Below are 16,272 nucleotides of genomic sequence, written 5' to 3'. Positions count from 1 at the left end.
ATCGGAGCTTCCCCATGTCCGTCGAGTTCATCGGTTTCATCACCAACAACAATTCCTCGGAGACCATTGTCCGCTCCGGTCCCGTGCTCGATCCGCCCTATATCGAGACGGTGGCCAAGGCACATGAGCTTGCCGGCTTCGATCGTGCGCTGCTCGCATTTCATTCGACGACGCCGGATGCGTTGCAGGTCGCCCAGCACGTGCTCGGCATCACCAGGAAGTTGAAAGTGATGATCGCGCAGCGGCCGGGCTTCACCGCGCCGACGCTGCTGGCGCGCCAACTCGCCACGCTCGACCAGTTCCACCCCGACCGGGTCTCGCTGCACGTCATCACCGGCGGCAACGCCACCGAGCTGCGCCAGGACGGCAACACGCTCGACGACAAGGACGAGCGCTACGCGCGCACCGGCGAATTTCTCGACATCGTTCGCCTGGAATGGACCAGCGAAAAGCCGTTCGACTATCGTGGCAAGTATTACCAGGTCGAACGCGGCTTTTCGCAGGTCAAGCCACATCAGAAGGGCGGCATCTACACCTTCGTCGGCGGCGGCTCCGATGCCGCGATCGAGGTCGCGGGCAAGCACGCCGACACCTTCGCGCTGTGGGGCGAATCTTATGCGCAGGTGCGCGACGTCACCGCGCGCGTGCGCACTGCTGCCGCCAGGCACGGCCGCCCGGCGCCGCGCTTCAGCCTCTCGGTGCGGCCGATCCTCGCCGATACCGAGGAGAAGGCATGGGCCAAGGCGCAGGCGATCCTCGAGCGCGCCACCGAATTGCAGGATCGGACCGGCTATCGCAAGCCGGCGGACGGCCATGCTACCGCCGGTGCGAGGCGGCTGCTCGCGCTTGCCGACCAGGGCGCCCGCATCGACAAGCGGTTGTGGACCGAGATTGCCAAGCTGACCGGCGCCAACAGCAACACCACTGCGCTGGTCGGGACGCCAGAGCAGGTCGCCGAGGTGTTGGGCGACTACTACGATCTCGGCGTCAGTCACTTCCTGATCCGCGGCTTCGATCCCCTGATCGATGCGATCGACTATGGCCGTGAGCTGATCCCGCTGACGCGCAGGCTGATTGCCGAGCGCGACGCCAGGCGTGGGATTGCCGCCGAATGATCCGGTTCGTTCTCGCGATTGTTCTCGCACTCGGCGGCGTGGGCGCCGCCGCCGCACAAACGACGCTGCGCGTCGGCGACCAGAAGGGCAATTCGCAGGCGGTGATGGAAGCCGCCGGCGTGCTCAAGGACGTGCCCTACAAGATAGAGTGGAAGGAGTTCGCGGCGGCCGCGCCGCTGTTGGAAGCGCTCAGCGCCGGCGCGATCGACACCGGGCTCGTCGGCGATGCGCCGTTCACCTTTGCCGCTGCGGCGGGCGTGCCGGTGAAGGCGATCGCCGCCGTGCGGCAGTCGCGCGAAGGGCTCGCAATCGTGGTGCCCGAAAAATCCGCGATCAAAAGCTTTGACGATTTGCGCGGCAAGAAGATCGCGACCGGTCGCGGCTCGATCGGTCACCAGTTGATCCTGGCTGCGCTCGAATCCAGGGGCTGGCAGGCGAGCGAGGTTCAGATCGTCTTCCTCGCCCCGTCGGATGCCAAGGTCGCCTACACGCAAGGATCGGTCGAGGCCTGGTCGACCTGGGAACCCTATGTCAGCCAGGAAGAGGTGCTGTTCAAGTCGCGCCGCGTGATCACGGCGGAGGGCATCACGCCCGGCCTCGGCTTTCAGGTCGCAACGCCCAACGCGATCAAGGACAAGCACGAGCAACTGCAGGATTTCGTCCGCCGTCTCGCCGCGGCGCGGACGTGGTCGCAGAACAATGTGTGGCCGGCTATGCCGAGACCTGGGGCAAGCTGATGAACATCCCGACCGCGGTGCCGCTGAACTGGCTGGCGCGGGCCAAGATCCAGATCACGCCGATCGACGACGGCGTCGTGAGCGACGAGCAGAAGACCATCGATCTCTATCACCGCTGGGGTTTGATCAAGGAGAAGCTCAATGCCGCCGAGATCGTGGACCGCTCGTTTGCGACTGCGATCGGCAAGGGCACGGGCTTGTGAGGCCGTGCTGTACAACTTGGTTGAGTGGATCAATCCGCGAACTCGTTCACCTCTCCCGCTTGCGGGGGAGGTCGCTGCGCTTCAGCGCAGCGGGTGGGGGCTCTCTCCGCACGAACAGCGTTCGGCGCGGAAGCACCCTCACCCCGACCCTCTCCCGCAAGCGGGCGAGGGAGCGCACCTCTCAGAGGCGTGATCGGCAGAAATAATCCGCTTGGCGAGTCGGAAGCGCCGAAAGGATTTTCCACGTTTCACGCTCGCAAGAATGTCAACGTTGCTATTTATTGCGCTCCCTTGCCGGGGCAGCTCACCCGGCCAAAATGATACAGAACGAACAATAGGGAGTCCGGGAGACCACCATGGGCCTGCATGAAACCAAGATCGAGTCGCTTCCCTTCGTCACCGCCGAGCTCAACTATCTTGCCCCGGTAGCGGGCAAGCCCCGCACCTACGCCTTTGATCCGCCGGCCGGCGAAGCCAAGTCGACGGCGCTGCCCGAACCCCACGATATTCCGATCTTCGACGGCCGCCTGATCGCCGATCAATTCTCGCTCGATCGCGAAGGCTTTGCTCTGGTCAAGCATCCGACCGTGGTGAAGAACTATTACGACGATAACGAGATCAGGCGCGTCTACTATCCCGCCGTCGAAGCCTTCCTGAAGGCGACGTTGAAGGCCGATCGTGTCGTCATCTTCGATCACACCGTGCGCAAGCGCGTCGAGGGCGCACCTGATGTGCGTGACGGCACCCCACGCCAGCCGGCGACGCGGGTCCATGTCGACCAGACTGATCTGTCGGGCCGCAACCGCGTTTTCGAACATTTGCCCGAGGAAGCCAACGAACTGCTCAAAGGTCGCGCTCAGGTGATCAACCTCTGGCGGCCGATCCGTGGTCCGCTGCGCGATGCCCCGCTGGCGATGTGCGATGGCCAGTCGGTGGAGCCGGGTGATCTGATCGCGTCCGACCTGATCTATCCGAATCGTCGCGGCGAGACCTATTCCGTCAAATACAACGCGAAGCATCGCTGGTTCTATTTCCCGGAGATGACGCCGGACGAGGCGCTGCTGCTCAAGTGCTACGATTCCGCAACCGACGGCCGCACGCGCTTCGCGCCGCATACCGCCTTCATCGATCCCACGACGCCGGCCGATGCCGAGCCTCGCGAGAGCATCGAAGTGCGGACGCTGGTGTTCCACAAGCACTGACCTGCCCAATACCTAGGCACAGATTGGCTTTAGCAGCCCATTGGTGATACGCCGTCCCGAAATTCCTCGGGAACGAGATGATTCGTGGACGGCGTTGCCAAAAATGATGCGGGCTCGAGTACCCGCACGCTGATTTTTGCACTCTTGGCCCTGGCTTGCGGCCATATGCTATCGACCCTGCTGCGGACGATCCCGGCCATCAGCCTCGACCTGATGGCTGCCGATTTCGCGACGCCGCCGCAGACGCTCGCGAGCCTGACCTCGATCTACCATTTCGCGTTTGCCGCATCGCAGGTCCCCGTCGGCGCCGCCATGGACCGTTTCGGCGTCCGCCCGGTCTCGCTCAGCCTGCTCGTCGGAACCATCTTCGGTGCGATGGCATCCGCGTTTGCGACCGGACCGGAGAGCTTCCTCATTGGCCAGCTCGTGCTGGGGATCGCGACATCGGGCATGCTGATGTGTCCGATGACGCTCGCCGCCAAGCAGCTCGCTCCGGCGCAGTTTGGCCTGTGGTCGGGCGCCATCCTGTCGATCGGCAATATCGGCATGCTGTTGTCGTCGAGCCCATTGGCCTTCGTGGTCGACCGTCTTGGCTGGCGGGCGGGGTTCTGGATATCGGCGATTGGCGGCGTCGCGGTGGCGCTCGCGGTGTTCGTGCTGGTGCCGAAACAGCCGGCCGAACACAAGGACGATTCGTCGCCGCTTTCGCAAATGATGGAAGTCTTGCGCCTCGGCCTGTCTCGCCCGCTCCGAGGCCTGGTCGCCTTGTCGCTGGTCTCCTTGGCGGCGTCGCTGGTACTAAGGGGTTTGTGGGGCGGGCCGTGGCTGATGGAGGTCAAGGGGCTCACCCGCATCGAAGCCGGCAACCAACTCGGACTGTTCACGTTGGCGCTGATCATAGGCCCGGTCTGCATCGGCATGGTCGATCGCAGGTTCGGTCACCGGCGCACCGTGGTTGCGGCGACGCATTTCGCATCGGCGCTGCTGCTGCTCCTGATGGCCCTGGGAGCTCCGGGTTACCCGGTGTCGGGCCTGTTCGGCGTCGCCGTCATGCCGCCGCAATATGATCTCGTCCTGTTCGTTCTGATCGGCTTGGCCGTCTCGGCGCAGCCGCTGCTCTATGGCATGACCAGGCAACTCGTTGACGCCCAGAGCGCCGGCAAGGCGCTTTCGGCGATCAATCTTTCGTTCTTCCTCGGTGCGGCATTGATGCAGTCCATAACCGGCGCGGTTGCGGCGCTCTACGGATTGGCGGCCGTGATGATGTTCATGGCCGCCGCCCTGCTGGCCGGAACGGTGGTGTTTTTGATCTATACGTCGTCGGTTGCCGAGATAAAGTAGGCGGCATGTCCGCCAAGATCGATCCCATCACCCGTTCCGTCGTTCAGCATCGGCTGAGTTCCATTGTCAGGGAAATGGGCGAAGCCATGCTTCGCACGTCCTATTCACAGATCCTCAATTCCAGCCGTGATTTTTCGCTGGCGATCTGCGACACGCGCGGGCGGCTGATCGCGCAGGCCGATCACATCCCGGTTCATGTCGGCGCGTTGCCCTGGGCGACGCTTGCGGTGGAAGAGCGCTTCAAGGACGTCGAGCCGGGCGACGTCATCCTGCTGAACGATCCCTATCATGGCGGCAGCCATCTGCCCGATCTCACCGCCTTCGTGCCGGTCTTCGATGGCGGCAAGCGCCTGCTCTGGACCATCGTCCGCGCCCATCAGAGCGACATCGGCGGCGCCACTCATGGCGCATACAATCCTGATGCCACCGAGATCTTTCAGGAAGGGTTGCGTATCCCTCCGATCAAGCTCTGCGAAGCCGGCAAGCTGCGCGAGGACCTGCTTGATCTGCTCGCCCTCAACATCCGCAACCCCAGGGAATTCCGCGGCGACCTTGCGGCGATGCTGGGCGCCGCCCATCTCGGCGAGCGCCGCGTCGTGCGACTGTTCGGCGAATTCGGCGCGCCCGTGGTGGAAGCCGCAATCGAAGCGATCCTCGATGCCACCGAGCAGCAGACCCGCGCCGTCGTTGCCACCTGGAAGGATGGCGTTTTCCATGGCGAAGCGTTCCTCGACGATGATGGCCACGGCCGCAGCGACATCCGCATCGCGGCGAAGGTGACCAAGAAGGGCAGCGACATCGAGGTCGACCTGTCCGATTCCGATCCGCAGTCGACGAGCTTCGTTAACTCGTCACATGCCAATATGCAGGCCGCGGTGGCGATGGCCTTTGCCTATCTGATCGACGCCGACATTCCGAAAAACACCGGCGCATTGCGACCGTTGAAGGTGATCGCCAGGCAAGGCACCGTGGTCTGGGCCGATCCGGGCCGGCCGGTGACGCTATGCACCAGCCATCCCTCCAACGAGATCGTCGAGGCGATCATCAAGGCGCTGTCGGCCTCCTGTCCGGAGCGCGCGATGGCCGGTTGGGGCCGCCGCTTCCGGATCGCGATCCAGGGCGAGGACCCTCGCAATGGACGCAACTTCATCTGGCACATGTTTCAAGCGCGCCCGGGTGGCGGCGCTTCGTCCGGCGGCGACGGCTGGTCGTCGATCGGCGAGTGGCACACCGTCGGCGGCCTCAAATTCGGCAGTATCGAAGTCGCAGAAGTGCGCTTCCCGCTCCATTTCCGCCATCACGAATTCCGCCCGGGTTCGGCCGGCGACGGCCAGTTTCGCGGCGGCCTCGGCGTTTCGCTGGACATGGTGCTGGAAACCGAAAAGCCCGCAAAGGGCAACACCGCCGGAGAGGGCGTGCGCCACGGCCCCTGCGGGATGCTCGGCGGCGAGGACGGCAAGCCGCATCTCTATCGCCTGCTGTCCGAGGGCCGCGAACCGCGTGTGCTCAAGACCAAGGAGGTCGGTATCGAGCTTCGTCCCGGCGATTGCCTGGAGATCCGCTCCTCCGGTGGCGGCGGCTGGGGACCGCCGGCAAAGCGATCGGCGGAAGCGCGCCGGCGCGATATCGAGCAGGGCCTGGTCGACGTTCCCGTGGAGCAGCGGAGCTAGCACATGATGAAATTGGATCGCATGGCAACCAAGATGAAGCTGTGCTCCCTCTCCCGCTTGCGGGGGAGGGCCGGGGTGGGAGTATCTCCGCGATTCACTTTGTCCGAGCGTGGGGAGAGAGCCCTCACCCGGCGCTGCGCGCCGACCTTTCCCGCAAGCGGGAGAGGTGAAGTCAACTCGCATCCCGGCCAACCAAGTCACGTCACGCTATAACCATGTTCACGATCGGAGTTGACGTCGGCGGCACCTACACCGACCTGGTCGCCACGGATGAAGCGGGGCGCACGGTGTTTGCGAAGTCGCCATCCACGCCATCGGATCAATCGATCGGCGTGATGGCCGGACTGGAAGAGCTGGCGCGCCGCCTGAACGTCACGCGCACGGACATGCTGGCGAATACCGATCGCCTGGTTCACGGCACGACGGTCGCGACCAACGCGCTCTTGGAGCGCAAGGGCGCCAAGGTGGCGCTGCTCACCACCGAAGGCCATCGCGACGTCGTCGAGATGCGCGAAGGCTTGAAGCCCGATCGCTACGATTTGCGCACGCCGCCGCCGGAGCCGCTGGTCCCGCGCGAGCGCCGCCTCGGTGTGCGTGAGCGGTTGAAGGCGGATGGCAGCGCGTTGATCCCGCTCGATGCCGGATCGCTCGGCAACGCGATCGCCGCAGTGAAGAACTCAGGCGCGACGTCCGTCGCGGTCTGCTTCCTGCATTCCTATCTCAACCCTGCGCACGAGCTTGCCGCCGTCGAGCGGCTCGGTAAGGAATTGCCCGGGATCAATATCTCGCGCTCGAGCGACGTGCTGCCGCAGATCAAGGAATATGAGCGCGTCTCGACCACGATCGTGAACGCCTATGTCGAGCCGATCGTGCGGCGCTATCTGACCAATCTCGAGCAGCGGCTCACCGAAGCCGGCTTTAGGGGCACGCTGTTCGTGGTGCTGTCGCACGGCGGCATGGCGCCGGTCGAGGAAGCCTCGCGGCTTGCGGCGGGCACCGTGCTGTCGGGGCCGGCCGGCGGCATTTCCGGCAGCCGGCGCTGCGCGGACCTCCTGGGAATTCCCGACCTGGTGCCGTTCGACATGGGCGGCACCAGCACCGATATCTCGCTGATCTCGGGCGGGCAGGCTGCGCTCTCGGCCGACGGCATGCTGGCCGGCCAGCGCATCGCGCTGCGCAGCCTCGACATCGCAAGCATTGCTGCCGGCGGCGGCTCGATCGCGAGCGTCGATGGCAGCCGCACCTTGCGGGTAGGGCCGGAAAGCGCCGGCTCGGTGCCGGGGCCCGCCTGTTACGGCAATGGCGGCACCGCGGCCACCGTCACGGATGCCAATGTCGTGCTCGGTTATCTCGATGCCAGCGCCTTCATGGGCGGCAAGCGTCCGCTCGATCGCGCGGCCTCGGAAGCGGCGATCGACCGGATCGCAGCGGCGTTGGAACTGTCGCGGCTGGAGGCCGCGGCCGGCATCTACAAGATGATCAACCTGAAGATGGCGGACGGCATCCGGCTGATGACGCTGCGCCGCGGCGTCGATCCGCGGAAATTTGCGCTGCTGAGTTTTGGCGGAGCGGCCGGCCTGCACGCTGCGGAAGTCGCGCGCGAACTCGAGATCAGGCGCATCATCGTGCCGACGGTGGCGTCGGTGTTGTCCGCGTGGGGCATGCTGACCAGCGATCTTCGTTATGAAGTGAGCCGCACGCATTATGGCGCGGGTGCGCGCATCTCCGCCAGCGAGGTGCGCGAGCTGTATTCCCAACTCGAGCAACAGGCCGCCGGCCGGCTCCGCTCCTGGTTCAAAGGTCCCGTCAGCATCGAGCGCTCCGCCGAGATGCGCTATGGCGAGCAGGTGTTCGAGATCGACGTGCCGCTCGGCAATCTCGATCTGGACGCGAATGACGTCGTCGAGCAGATCGAGCAGCGCTTTCATCGCCGCCATGAAGAGCTCTACACCTATGCCTCGCCCGGTCAGGAGGTCGTGTTCGTCAACGCCCGCGTCGCGGCAATAGGCGAGGTGGCGCAGCGCGGCGAGGGACCGAAGGCCGCGGTCTCTGTCGAGCCATGTTCGCCCCGGAGCCGACGCCAGGCCTGGTTCGGCGGATGGCGCGAGGTGCCTGTCTATGGACTCGACGATCTCCGTCCCGGCCAGTCGCTCACCGGTCCCGCGATCATCGAGGCCGAGACCACGACGGTGCTGGTCGACACTGGCGACCGCGTGTCCGTCAACGCCTTGGGCTGGCTGGACATCACATTGCGCTGACCGTCGATGGCCGCCTGATTGTCGCAGCGCTACATTTCATTTCTCTGCCCATATTTGCGCGCTATTGTTGTGGACCGGGAAAACCCAGCAAGCTGCTGTTCGAGCAGGTTTGAAGCGATGTTGACGCAACGAAGAAAAGCAAGACTGTCGCTCTCCCTCGTCGCCGCGGCGCTTCTCGCATGGACGCCGTCCAGCGCCCAGCAGGCATCCGAGGCCGGCGCTGCGGACAACGAGATCCGCATCGGCAACGTCATGCCCTATACCGGGCCGCTGGCGGCCTTTGCGACCATCGGCAGGGCCGAGGCCGCCTATTTCGACATGGTCAACGAGCGCGGAGGCATCAACGGACGAAAGATCAAGTTCATCTCTGTCGACGACAGCTCCAATCCGCGGACGGCGCTTCAGCAAACGCGCGAACTGGTCGAGAAGGAGAACGTGCTGCTGATGTTCGGCTCATTCGGCACACCGAGCAATCTCGCGACCCGGGCCTACCTCAACGACAAGAAGGTCCCGCAATTATTCGTCGCTTCCGGCGACCAGGAGTGGGCGCAGCCGAAGAAGTATCCGTGGACCATGGGCTGGCAGCCGACGTTCCGCGCCGAGGGCCAGATCTATGCGAACTACATCCAGGCATCCTATCCGGACAGCAAGATCGCCGTGCTCTGGCAGAACGATCAGTTCGGGCGCGATCTGTTCAGGGGATTGCAGGAAGGGCTCGGCGATACCGCCGGCATGATCGTCGCCGATCTCGCCTTTGATGCGTCCGATACCTCGATCGAGGTGCAGATCGAGATATTGAAGGATTCCGGCGCCGACATATTGGTGTTCAACGGGGCGCCGGCGATCGCCGCCCGCGCCATCCGCATCGCCGCCGATCTGGATTGGCATCCGGTCTTCATCCTCGACAATGCCTCGGCGTCGATCGCCAGCGCGTTGCGGCCGGCGGGGCTGCAGAATGCGCTCGGCGTGATCTCGACATCCTTCCTCAAGGACGCTGGCGACGCCGCATGGAAGGATGACGAGCCGATCAAGGCATGGTCGGCCTTCATGGACAAATATTACCCTGACGGCGACAAGGAGGATGGCTACGCCATCTTCGGCTACGCGGCGGCCGAGACCATGGTCCAGGTGCTGACCCAGTGCGGCGACGATCTGTCGCGCGAAAACATCATGCGCCAGGCCGCGTCGCTAAAGAACTATCTGAATCCCGTCGTGCTGCCGGGCATCGCGATCAACACCGGCCCGGCCGACTTCCGCCCGATCAAGCAGATGCGTCTGGTGCAGTTCGACGGCAATGTCTGGCAACCGATCGGCGATGTGATCGAAAGCGCATTCGTGAACGCGCCGGGGGATAAGTGATTGTGGATGGGCGGGGCCGCGCACTCACTGTCGTCCCGGCCTTGAGCCGGGACCCATAACCACAGGCAGTTGTTGTGGCGCGAGCGATTGGTTGCGGCCGAACGCATTACTAGCGCCTGTGGTTATGGGTCCCGGCTCAAGCCCGGGACGACGCAGGGATAGAGCTACTTTTTTGCCTGCCCATAATTCAGCAGCCCACCCTTGCTCTTCGGCGGATGCGCCCGCAGGCCTTCCTCGTTCGGCTCGGTGCCCCAGCCCGGCCGATCCGGAATCACGAGGTGACCATCGACGATGTCAGGGACATGCGTGAACAACTCATGGTCCCAGGCGAGCCGGTCGATGTCGGTTTCCATGATCCGCAAATTCGGCACCGCCGCGGAGAAGTGCGCGTTCATCATCGTGCAGAGATGGCCGTAGAAATTGTGCGGGGCGACGTTGACCTCGAAATGTTCGGCGGCGTTCGCGATCTTCATCGATTGCCAGACGCCGTTCCAGGGTGTGTCGATGATCGCGACGTCCATCGCCTGTTCGGTGAAGTAGGGCAGGAATTCGCGCAGGCCGAGTAGCGTCTCGCAGGACGAGATCGGATGCGGGCTCTGGCGACGTATGTAGCCGAGCGCCTGCGGGTTGAATGTGTCGATCTCGACCCAGAACATGTCCATCTTCTCGATCGCGCGCAGGATCTTCAGATAGCCTTCGGTCTTGGCATTGAAGTTGAGGTCAAGCAGGAGATCGACATCAGGCCCCGCGCCGTCGCGGATCGCCTCCAGGTGCATGCAGAGATTGCGCAGCACCTTGCGGTCGACATTGATCTCGGGCTCGAACGGCGAGCCGAAGCCCGGCCGCCAGCCCTGCGGCTTGCCGTCTGTATAGACAAATATGTTGGTCTTCAGCGCAGTGAAGCGCTTCTCGCGCACCTCGCGGCCGATCGCCTTCACCCCATCGAGATCGGTGATCGCGGGCTTGTACCAGTCGGGATGGTTGATGCGCCAGGTCGCGCAATGCGACCAGTAGACCCGGATGCGGTCGCGGATCTTGCCGCCGAGCAGCTCATAGCAGGGCACGCCGAGCGCCTTTGCCTTGACGTCGAGCAGCGCATTCTCGATCGCGCCGAGCGCCAGCGCCACCACGCCGCCGGCGGCAGGCCGGGTCGCGGCGAACAATTCGGCATAGATGCGTTCATGCTGCAGCGCGTTCTTGCCGATGATCCGCGTGGCCAGCCGCTCGATCGCGGCGGTGACGCCGGGCGCGCCAAAACCTTCATCGAACTCGCTCCAGCCGACGATGCCGTCTTCGGTCATCACCTTGACGAAGTGATAATTCCGCCAGCCGGCATCGCAGGCGAGCGTTTCAATGTTTCTGATGTTGGACGACTTGCCCATGGTTTCCTGCCCGGCTGTTGTTTCGTTGACCCGATAACAACAATGGAACGACCGGCGCGTCAATCGTATCAGCGGCAATCCAGATCGGCAGGTTGCGATTAGCTCTTTGGTGGAAACAGCACCGGCCGCTGCCGCTCGAAGGTCTGGCGCCCGTTCTTGAAGCCCATGAGCACGTCGGGCAATTCCGCGATCGCGCCGCGGCCGCTGTCGGTATCGAGCACGACGATGTCGGCGGGATTGCCGACGCTGATGCCGTAGTCGCGCAGCTTCATCAGGCGGGCAGGGAGGTCCGTCACCAGATCGAGGCAGGCGTCGAACTCGTTGACGGCGGCATGGGCGATGTTGGCGTAGAAATTGGCCATCCGCAGCAGCGAAGCATCGCCGAACGGCGTGAACGGATTTTGCACGTTGTTGGTGGCGACCGAGCAGAGCACGCCGCCTTCGACAAGCTTGTGCGCCACCGTGAGCCCGCGCGGCGCGTTATGCGTCGCGTCCCGCCCCAGCAGATAGAGGTCGGTCGCCGGTAGCACGGTCACCGCGACGCCAGCCCCTGCCAGCCGTTCGGTTGCCGCCTTCAGCCGATCCGGCGGCAGCGCCGACAGTTTGGTCGCATGGCCGATGGCTACGCGTCCCTGATAATTTCGGCGCTCGGTCTGGCGGCACACTTCTTCCATGTGCCACCATGACGGATCGAGGTCGAAGTCGAGATGCAGGTCGACGTCGACGTCGAACTCCTGCGCCAGATCGAAGATCCTCTCGAGATGCGCGTTCGGGTCAGTGTCCATATAAGGGCAGCCGCCGATCGCCTCGCCGCCGTCGCGCAGCGCCGCGATCAGCAGTTCGTCCGCGCCGGGATCGTTGGTCAGCCCCTCCTGCGGGAACACGCACGGGGAAATATCGATCGCCCAGGCATAATCGCGCTTCAGCGCCTTGATCGCCTCGAAGCCGCGCAGGCCGATGCGCGGATCGATCTCCACATGCGTACGCATCCGCGTTGTGCCGAACGTGATCGCGCGCTCGATCACGCGCGCGCCGCGGGCATGGATGTCCTCAGGCGTGAAGTCGCGCTTCATCGCAGCCACCGCGCGGATGGCTTCGCTGACGCTGCCGTGGTCATGGGCGCAGCGGCCGAGCAGGCAGGCCTTGTCGAGATGGATGTGGGTGTCGACGAAGCCCGGTAGCAGCAGTCTGCCGCCGACGTCGATTTCCGCCGTCTCGCAGGCGAGACGGGGTTCGATCGCGGCGATTCGGCCGCCGGCGATGCCGATATCGACCGGTGTGCTCGCATTTCGGGTGCGCGCGTTGCGGAAAACGAGATCGAAGGCGGTTCGCATCGTCGCTAGCGTCCGCGCACAGCCTTCGGCAGTTTCACGACGCGGCCACCCTCCGCCTCTTCGGCATAGGGCGCGAGGATGTCGAGCAGGTCGCGGCCGCGCTGCGGAACCGGAGTGACCAGCGCGCGGCCTGCCACCGAGTCCAGATGGCTGTGCATCAGGCTCATCACCTTCTCCTCGTCGCCCCTGACCAGCGCCGCGATGATCGCGCGGTGCTCGTTGATGGCGCATTCCGAGGAATGCGGCCGGCTGAACAGCGACAGCGTCAGGCAGCAGCGATAGGCGATCTCGCTGACATAACGGATCAGGATCGGGCTGTTCGTCATGTGCGCGAGCAGGATGTGGAATTCGGTCGCGAGCCGGATCGAGACCGGGTCCGAGCCGCCGCGGGCGCGGTCCTCGGCATCGACATGCGCATTCAATTCCGCGACCTGTGCTTTCGTGAGCTTGCCGGCGAGCTGGCGCACCACGAGGCGCTCGAGCTGAATGCGGACATCGAAGGCGTCGCGCGCATCCTGCCAGCTCGGCGTCGCCACCACCGCGATGCGATTGCGGCGCAGTTCGACCAGCCCCTCGGCCGCCAGTTGCCCGAGCGCATGGCGCGCAATGGTGCGGCTGACGCCGAACCGCTCGCCGAGCGAATCCTCCGGCAGCTTTGCACCCGGCTCCAGCGCCTGTTCGATGATGGCGCGGCGAAGCGCACGGCAGATCACGCTGACCTTGTCGGACGATTCAGCAGTCTTGCTGGCCGCGCGCGGCGCCATTGGCGAGTCTCGTAGGAAGTGCTTGCAAGCGAATTGTTAGCACAGGCGCGCAAAAATTGTGCGCACGAATTGCATGCACTTTTCCTGCCTGATTGCCTAAATTGAAGCCGTTCGATCGGGTGACATCGTCACGACGGGCTCTGATTTCGCAGAAAATTCGCGCTGGCATCTGGCTTGCATGCACTTTCTGCCGTGATGCGCATGCAAGCAAATTTCCAGTTCTCGGGCGAACCGGTTCCCTCCGGCAGCGCGCCGATTGCCATTGAACTATCCGACGCCTCGGTGACGTTCGGCCGCGGCGCCCGCGCGGTGCCGGCGCTATCCACGACAACGCTGCGGATCGCTGAGGGCGAGTTCGTGGCGCTGGTCGGTCCGTCCGGCTGTGGCAAGTCGACGATCCTGCGATTGGTCAGCGGCCTGGTGCAGCCGACCACGGGCGTCGTCATTGTCGGCGGCCGCGAAGTGGCGGCGCGGGCGATGCGAGTCGGCATGGCGTTCCAGAATCCGACCATGCTGCCGTGGATGACGATCGAGCGGAACATCATGCTGCCGCTCAAGATCGTCGAGCCGTTCCGCTCGCAGTTCCGGAGACTGCGCAAGAGCGAATTCCGTGACAAGGCCAACGCGCTGTTGGAGCAGGTCGGTCTCAAGGGCTTTGGCGGCCGCTTCCCCTGGCAGCTCTCCGGCGGCATGCTCCAGCGCGCCAATCTCTGCCGTGCGCTGATCCACGAGCCGCGCCTGCTGCTGCTCGACGAGCCGTTCGGCGCATTGGACCAGTTCACGCGCGAGGAATTGTGGTCGATCCTGCAGGGGCTTTGGATGACGCACAAGCCGACGGTGCTGCTGGTCACCCACGATCTGCGCGAGGCCGGCTTCCTCGCCAGCCGCATCTGCGTGATGAGCGCGCGGCCCGGCCGCATCCTCGACGACAGCCATGTCGGCTTTGCCCGCCCGCGCACCGTCGCGATGACCTTCGAGCCTGATTTCGTCGCGTTGAACCAGAAGCTGCGCGCGATGATCGTCGACGCGCGCAGTGCGACGCAGGAAGGAGCGGCTTGACATGTTCGCACTCGATATCAGGCAGAAGGCGTGGTCGGCGGCGCTGATCGTGCTGTTCTTCGTCGCCTGGGAACTGTTCTGCCTGATGACCGGCATGTCCGACCTGGTGCTGCCGCGCCCATCGCAGATCCTGGTGACGCTGGTTGAGCGTTTTCCGGTGCTGTGGCCGCACATCATCCAGACGCTCGCGACCACGATGTTCGGCTTCGTGCTCGGCGTCGCGCTCGGCGTTGTGCTCGGTGCTTTCATTGGCGTCTCGAAGACGGCTTACGACACCGCCTATCCGCTGTTGATCGGCTTCTCCTCAATCCCGAAGGTCGCGGTGGTGCCGATCTTCGTGCTGTGGTTTGGCTCCGGCACGGTGCCGGCGGTTCTCACCGCGCTCTCGATCTGCTTCTTCCCGATCGTCGTCAACATCGCGACCGGGCTTGCCACCACCGAGCCCGAGCTCGAGGACGTGTTGAAGGCGCTGGGCGCCAGCAAGTTCGACATCCTCTGGAACGTCGGTCTGCCCCGCACCATGCCGTTCTTCTTCGCCTCGCTGAAAGTCGCGATCTCCTACGCCTTTGTCGGCGCGGTGCTGTCGGAGACCGTGGCCTCCAACCGCGGCATCGGCAATGTGATGATGACCGCGTCATCGAATTTCAACGTGCCGCTGGTGTTCGCCGGCCTTTTCGTGCTCGCGGGCCTCGGCGTCGCGCTCTACGTCGTGTTCTCGCTGATCGAAGGCCAGGTCACCGGCTGGGCCACGCGCAAGAGCGACGTGATTGCCACTTGAGAAGTTTCATCAACCACCGTTCATGAGGTCGTCATGCTGAAGAAAGTGAGCGTCGCGCTGTTGGGATTGGCCCTGTTCGCAGGGACCGCGGCGGCCGAGGAAACCACGATCAAGTTCACGCTCGGCTGGAAAACGCAGGGCTCGGATGCCGCCTTCTTCTACGCCAAGGATCATGGCTTCTTCAAAGAGGAAGGCCTCAACGTGGTCATCGACCAGGGCGAAGGCTCTGGCGCGACCGTGACGCGGATCATGTCCGGCGCCTATGACGCCGGCTTCGGCGACGTCAACGCCATCATCCAGAATGCCGCGACCAAGCCGCAGGACGCGCCTGTGATGGTCTACATGATCTGGAACCAGCCGCCGTTCGCCATCGTCGCGAAGAATTCGAGCGGCATCAAGACCATCAAGGATTTCGAGGGCCACACGCTCGGCGGCGCGCAGGGCACGCCGACCACGCGGCTGCTGCCGGTGTTCGTGCACAAGAACGGGCTCGATGGCGAGAAGATCAAGATCTCCAACATGGCGCCGAACCTGCAGGAGCCGATGCTGATCAAGGGCGACATCGACGCCGCGCTCGTCTTCAACATCACCAGCTACTTCAACCTCGTCCTCAACCGCCAGGATCCCGACAAGGACTTCAAATGGTTCTCGTTCGGCGACTACGGCATGGATCTCTATTCCAATGGCGTGATGGTCTCGCGCAAATTGCTCGCGTCCAATCCGAAGGCCGTCGCCGGCCTGGTTCGCGCCGTCAACAAGGGCTTGATCGCAGTGGCAAAAGACCAGAACGCCGGCATGAAGGCGGCGACGAATTTCGACAACCTGATCAATGTCGACGTCGAGAAGCGCCGCCTGCAATATTCATTCGATAAGCTGATCGTCTCGCCGGAGATGAAGGAGATCGGCGTCGGCGACATCAAGGATGACCGTATGGCCCGCGCCATCGGCATCATCGTCGAAGGCTATCAGCTCACCCGCACGCCGACGCCGTCCGAAATCTTCACCCGCGAGTTCCTGCCGCCGCGGGCCGAGCGGGAGTTGGTCTACATCACGAACTGAAGTAATCTGCG

12 protein-coding genes and 1 pseudogene are annotated in these 16,272 nt (G+C 64.2%); 10 read left to right on the top strand and 3 right to left on the bottom strand.

Annotated features, from left to right (window positions below; translation table 11 throughout):
* Positions 1 to 14 precede the first annotated feature (14 nt).
* The 7 genes and pseudogenes from ACVJGD_RS14280 to ACVJGD_RS14250 all read left to right on the top strand — a co-directional run bounded on the left by ACVJGD_RS14280 (position 15) and on the right by ACVJGD_RS14250 (position 9,885).
* Complete coding sequence (locus ACVJGD_RS14280) at positions 15 to 1,115, top strand: LLM class flavin-dependent oxidoreductase (protein ID WP_456634935.1); 1,101 nt, start codon at positions 15 to 17, stop codon at positions 1,113 to 1,115.
* Positions 1,112 to 2,055 (top strand): annotated as a pseudogene (locus ACVJGD_RS14275) (ABC transporter substrate-binding protein). The gene ACVJGD_RS14280 and the pseudogene ACVJGD_RS14275 overlap by 4 nt, the downstream one beginning before the upstream one ends.
* A gap of 356 nt (positions 2,056 to 2,411) precedes the next feature.
* Positions 2,412 to 3,257 (top strand): CmcJ/NvfI family oxidoreductase, encoded by an 846-nt coding sequence (locus tag ACVJGD_RS14270; RefSeq protein WP_456634934.1) that lies wholly within the window; start codon positions 2,412 to 2,414, stop codon positions 3,255 to 3,257.
* A gap of 84 nt (positions 3,258 to 3,341) precedes the next feature.
* Positions 3,342 to 4,598 (top strand): MFS transporter, encoded by a 1,257-nt coding sequence (locus ACVJGD_RS14265; RefSeq protein WP_456634933.1) that lies wholly within the window; start codon positions 3,342 to 3,344, stop codon positions 4,596 to 4,598.
* Between the two features lie 5 nt (positions 4,599 to 4,603).
* Positions 4,604 to 6,268, top strand: coding sequence for a hydantoinase B/oxoprolinase family protein (locus tag ACVJGD_RS14260; RefSeq protein WP_456634932.1), 1,665 nt, complete (start codon positions 4,604 to 4,606; stop codon positions 6,266 to 6,268).
* Between the two features lie 215 nt (positions 6,269 to 6,483).
* Entirely contained in the window at positions 6,484 to 8,526 is a 2,043-nt protein-coding gene (locus ACVJGD_RS14255; protein WP_456634931.1) for a hydantoinase/oxoprolinase family protein, read from the top strand.
* A gap of 117 nt (positions 8,527 to 8,643) precedes the next feature.
* Entirely contained in the window at positions 8,644 to 9,885 is a 1,242-nt protein-coding gene (locus ACVJGD_RS14250) for an ABC transporter substrate-binding protein (RefSeq protein WP_456634930.1), read from the top strand.
* A 164-nt stretch (positions 9,886 to 10,049) separates the two neighbouring features.
* Here the strand turns inward: ACVJGD_RS14250 and ACVJGD_RS14245 are convergent, their stop codons facing one another.
* The 3 genes from ACVJGD_RS14245 to ACVJGD_RS14235 all read right to left on the bottom strand — a co-directional run bounded on the left by ACVJGD_RS14245 (position 10,050) and on the right by ACVJGD_RS14235 (position 13,365).
* Positions 10,050 to 11,267 carry a mandelate racemase/muconate lactonizing enzyme family protein gene (locus tag ACVJGD_RS14245; protein WP_456634929.1) on the bottom strand — a complete coding sequence of 406 codons (1,218 nt, stop codon included), beginning with the start codon at positions 11,265 to 11,267 and terminating at the stop codon, positions 10,050 to 10,052.
* 98 nt (positions 11,268 to 11,365) lie between these two features.
* Positions 11,366 to 12,601 carry an amidohydrolase family protein gene (locus tag ACVJGD_RS14240; protein WP_456634928.1) on the bottom strand — a complete coding sequence of 412 codons (1,236 nt, stop codon included), beginning with the start codon at positions 12,599 to 12,601 and terminating at the stop codon, positions 11,366 to 11,368.
* A 5-nt stretch (positions 12,602 to 12,606) separates the two neighbouring features.
* Entirely contained in the window at positions 12,607 to 13,365 is a 759-nt protein-coding gene (locus ACVJGD_RS14235) for a GntR family transcriptional regulator (protein WP_456634927.1), read from the bottom strand.
* Between the two features lie 201 nt (positions 13,366 to 13,566).
* Here ACVJGD_RS14235 and ACVJGD_RS14230 point away from each other — a divergent pair, with 201 nt between their 5' ends.
* From ACVJGD_RS14230 to ACVJGD_RS14220, 3 genes are read left to right on the top strand one after another with little or no spacing between them, the layout of a single operon-like run.
* Positions 13,567 to 14,424 carry an ABC transporter ATP-binding protein gene (locus ACVJGD_RS14230; protein ID WP_456634926.1) on the top strand — a complete coding sequence of 286 codons (858 nt, stop codon included), beginning with the start codon at positions 13,567 to 13,569 and terminating at the stop codon, positions 14,422 to 14,424.
* Between the two features lies 1 nt (position 14,425).
* The gene (locus ACVJGD_RS14225) at positions 14,426 to 15,202 is read left to right on the top strand and encodes an ABC transporter permease (protein ID WP_456634925.1); all 777 of its coding nucleotides are present in this window, start codon (positions 14,426 to 14,428) and stop codon (positions 15,200 to 15,202) included.
* A 33-nt stretch (positions 15,203 to 15,235) separates the two neighbouring features.
* Positions 15,236 to 16,261, top strand: coding sequence for an ABC transporter substrate-binding protein (locus ACVJGD_RS14220; protein WP_456634924.1), 1,026 nt, complete (start codon positions 15,236 to 15,238; stop codon positions 16,259 to 16,261).
* The last annotated feature ends 11 nt before the right edge of the window (positions 16,262 to 16,272 follow it).

Source organism: Bradyrhizobium sp. USDA 10063 (genome assembly GCF_054063735.1).
Note: the sequence above shows the minus strand (reverse complement) of the source record. Positions and strands in the feature narration are given on the sequence as shown.

Bases quoted from the DNA above. Each gene is read 5' to 3' on its own strand.
- ACVJGD_RS14280 (WP_456634935.1), top strand. From the start codon at position 15: ATGTCCGTCGAGTTCATCGGTTTCATCACCAACAACAATTCCTCGGAG.
- ACVJGD_RS14270 (WP_456634934.1), top strand. From the start codon at position 2,412: ATGGGCCTGCATGAAACCAAGATCGAGTCGCTTCCCTTCGTCACCGCC.
- ACVJGD_RS14260 (WP_456634932.1), top strand. From the start codon at position 4,604: ATGTCCGCCAAGATCGATCCCATCACCCGTTCCGTCGTTCAGCATCGG.
- ACVJGD_RS14255 (WP_456634931.1), top strand. From the start codon at position 6,484: ATGTTCACGATCGGAGTTGACGTCGGCGGCACCTACACCGACCTGGTC.
- ACVJGD_RS14250 (WP_456634930.1), top strand. From the start codon at position 8,644: ATGTTGACGCAACGAAGAAAAGCAAGACTGTCGCTCTCCCTCGTCGCC.
- ACVJGD_RS14245 (WP_456634929.1), bottom strand. From the start codon at position 11,267: ATGGGCAAGTCGTCCAACATCAGAAACATTGAAACGCTCGCCTGCGAT.
- ACVJGD_RS14240 (WP_456634928.1), bottom strand. From the start codon at position 12,601: ATGCGAACCGCCTTCGATCTCGTTTTCCGCAACGCGCGCACCCGAAAT.
- ACVJGD_RS14235 (WP_456634927.1), bottom strand. From the start codon at position 13,365: ATGGCGCCGCGCGCGGCCAGCAAGACTGCTGAATCGTCCGACAAGGTC.
- ACVJGD_RS14230 (WP_456634926.1), top strand. From the start codon at position 13,567: ATGCAAGCAAATTTCCAGTTCTCGGGCGAACCGGTTCCCTCCGGCAGC.
- ACVJGD_RS14225 (WP_456634925.1), top strand. From the start codon at position 14,426: ATGTTCGCACTCGATATCAGGCAGAAGGCGTGGTCGGCGGCGCTGATC.
- ACVJGD_RS14220 (WP_456634924.1), top strand. From the start codon at position 15,236: ATGCTGAAGAAAGTGAGCGTCGCGCTGTTGGGATTGGCCCTGTTCGCA.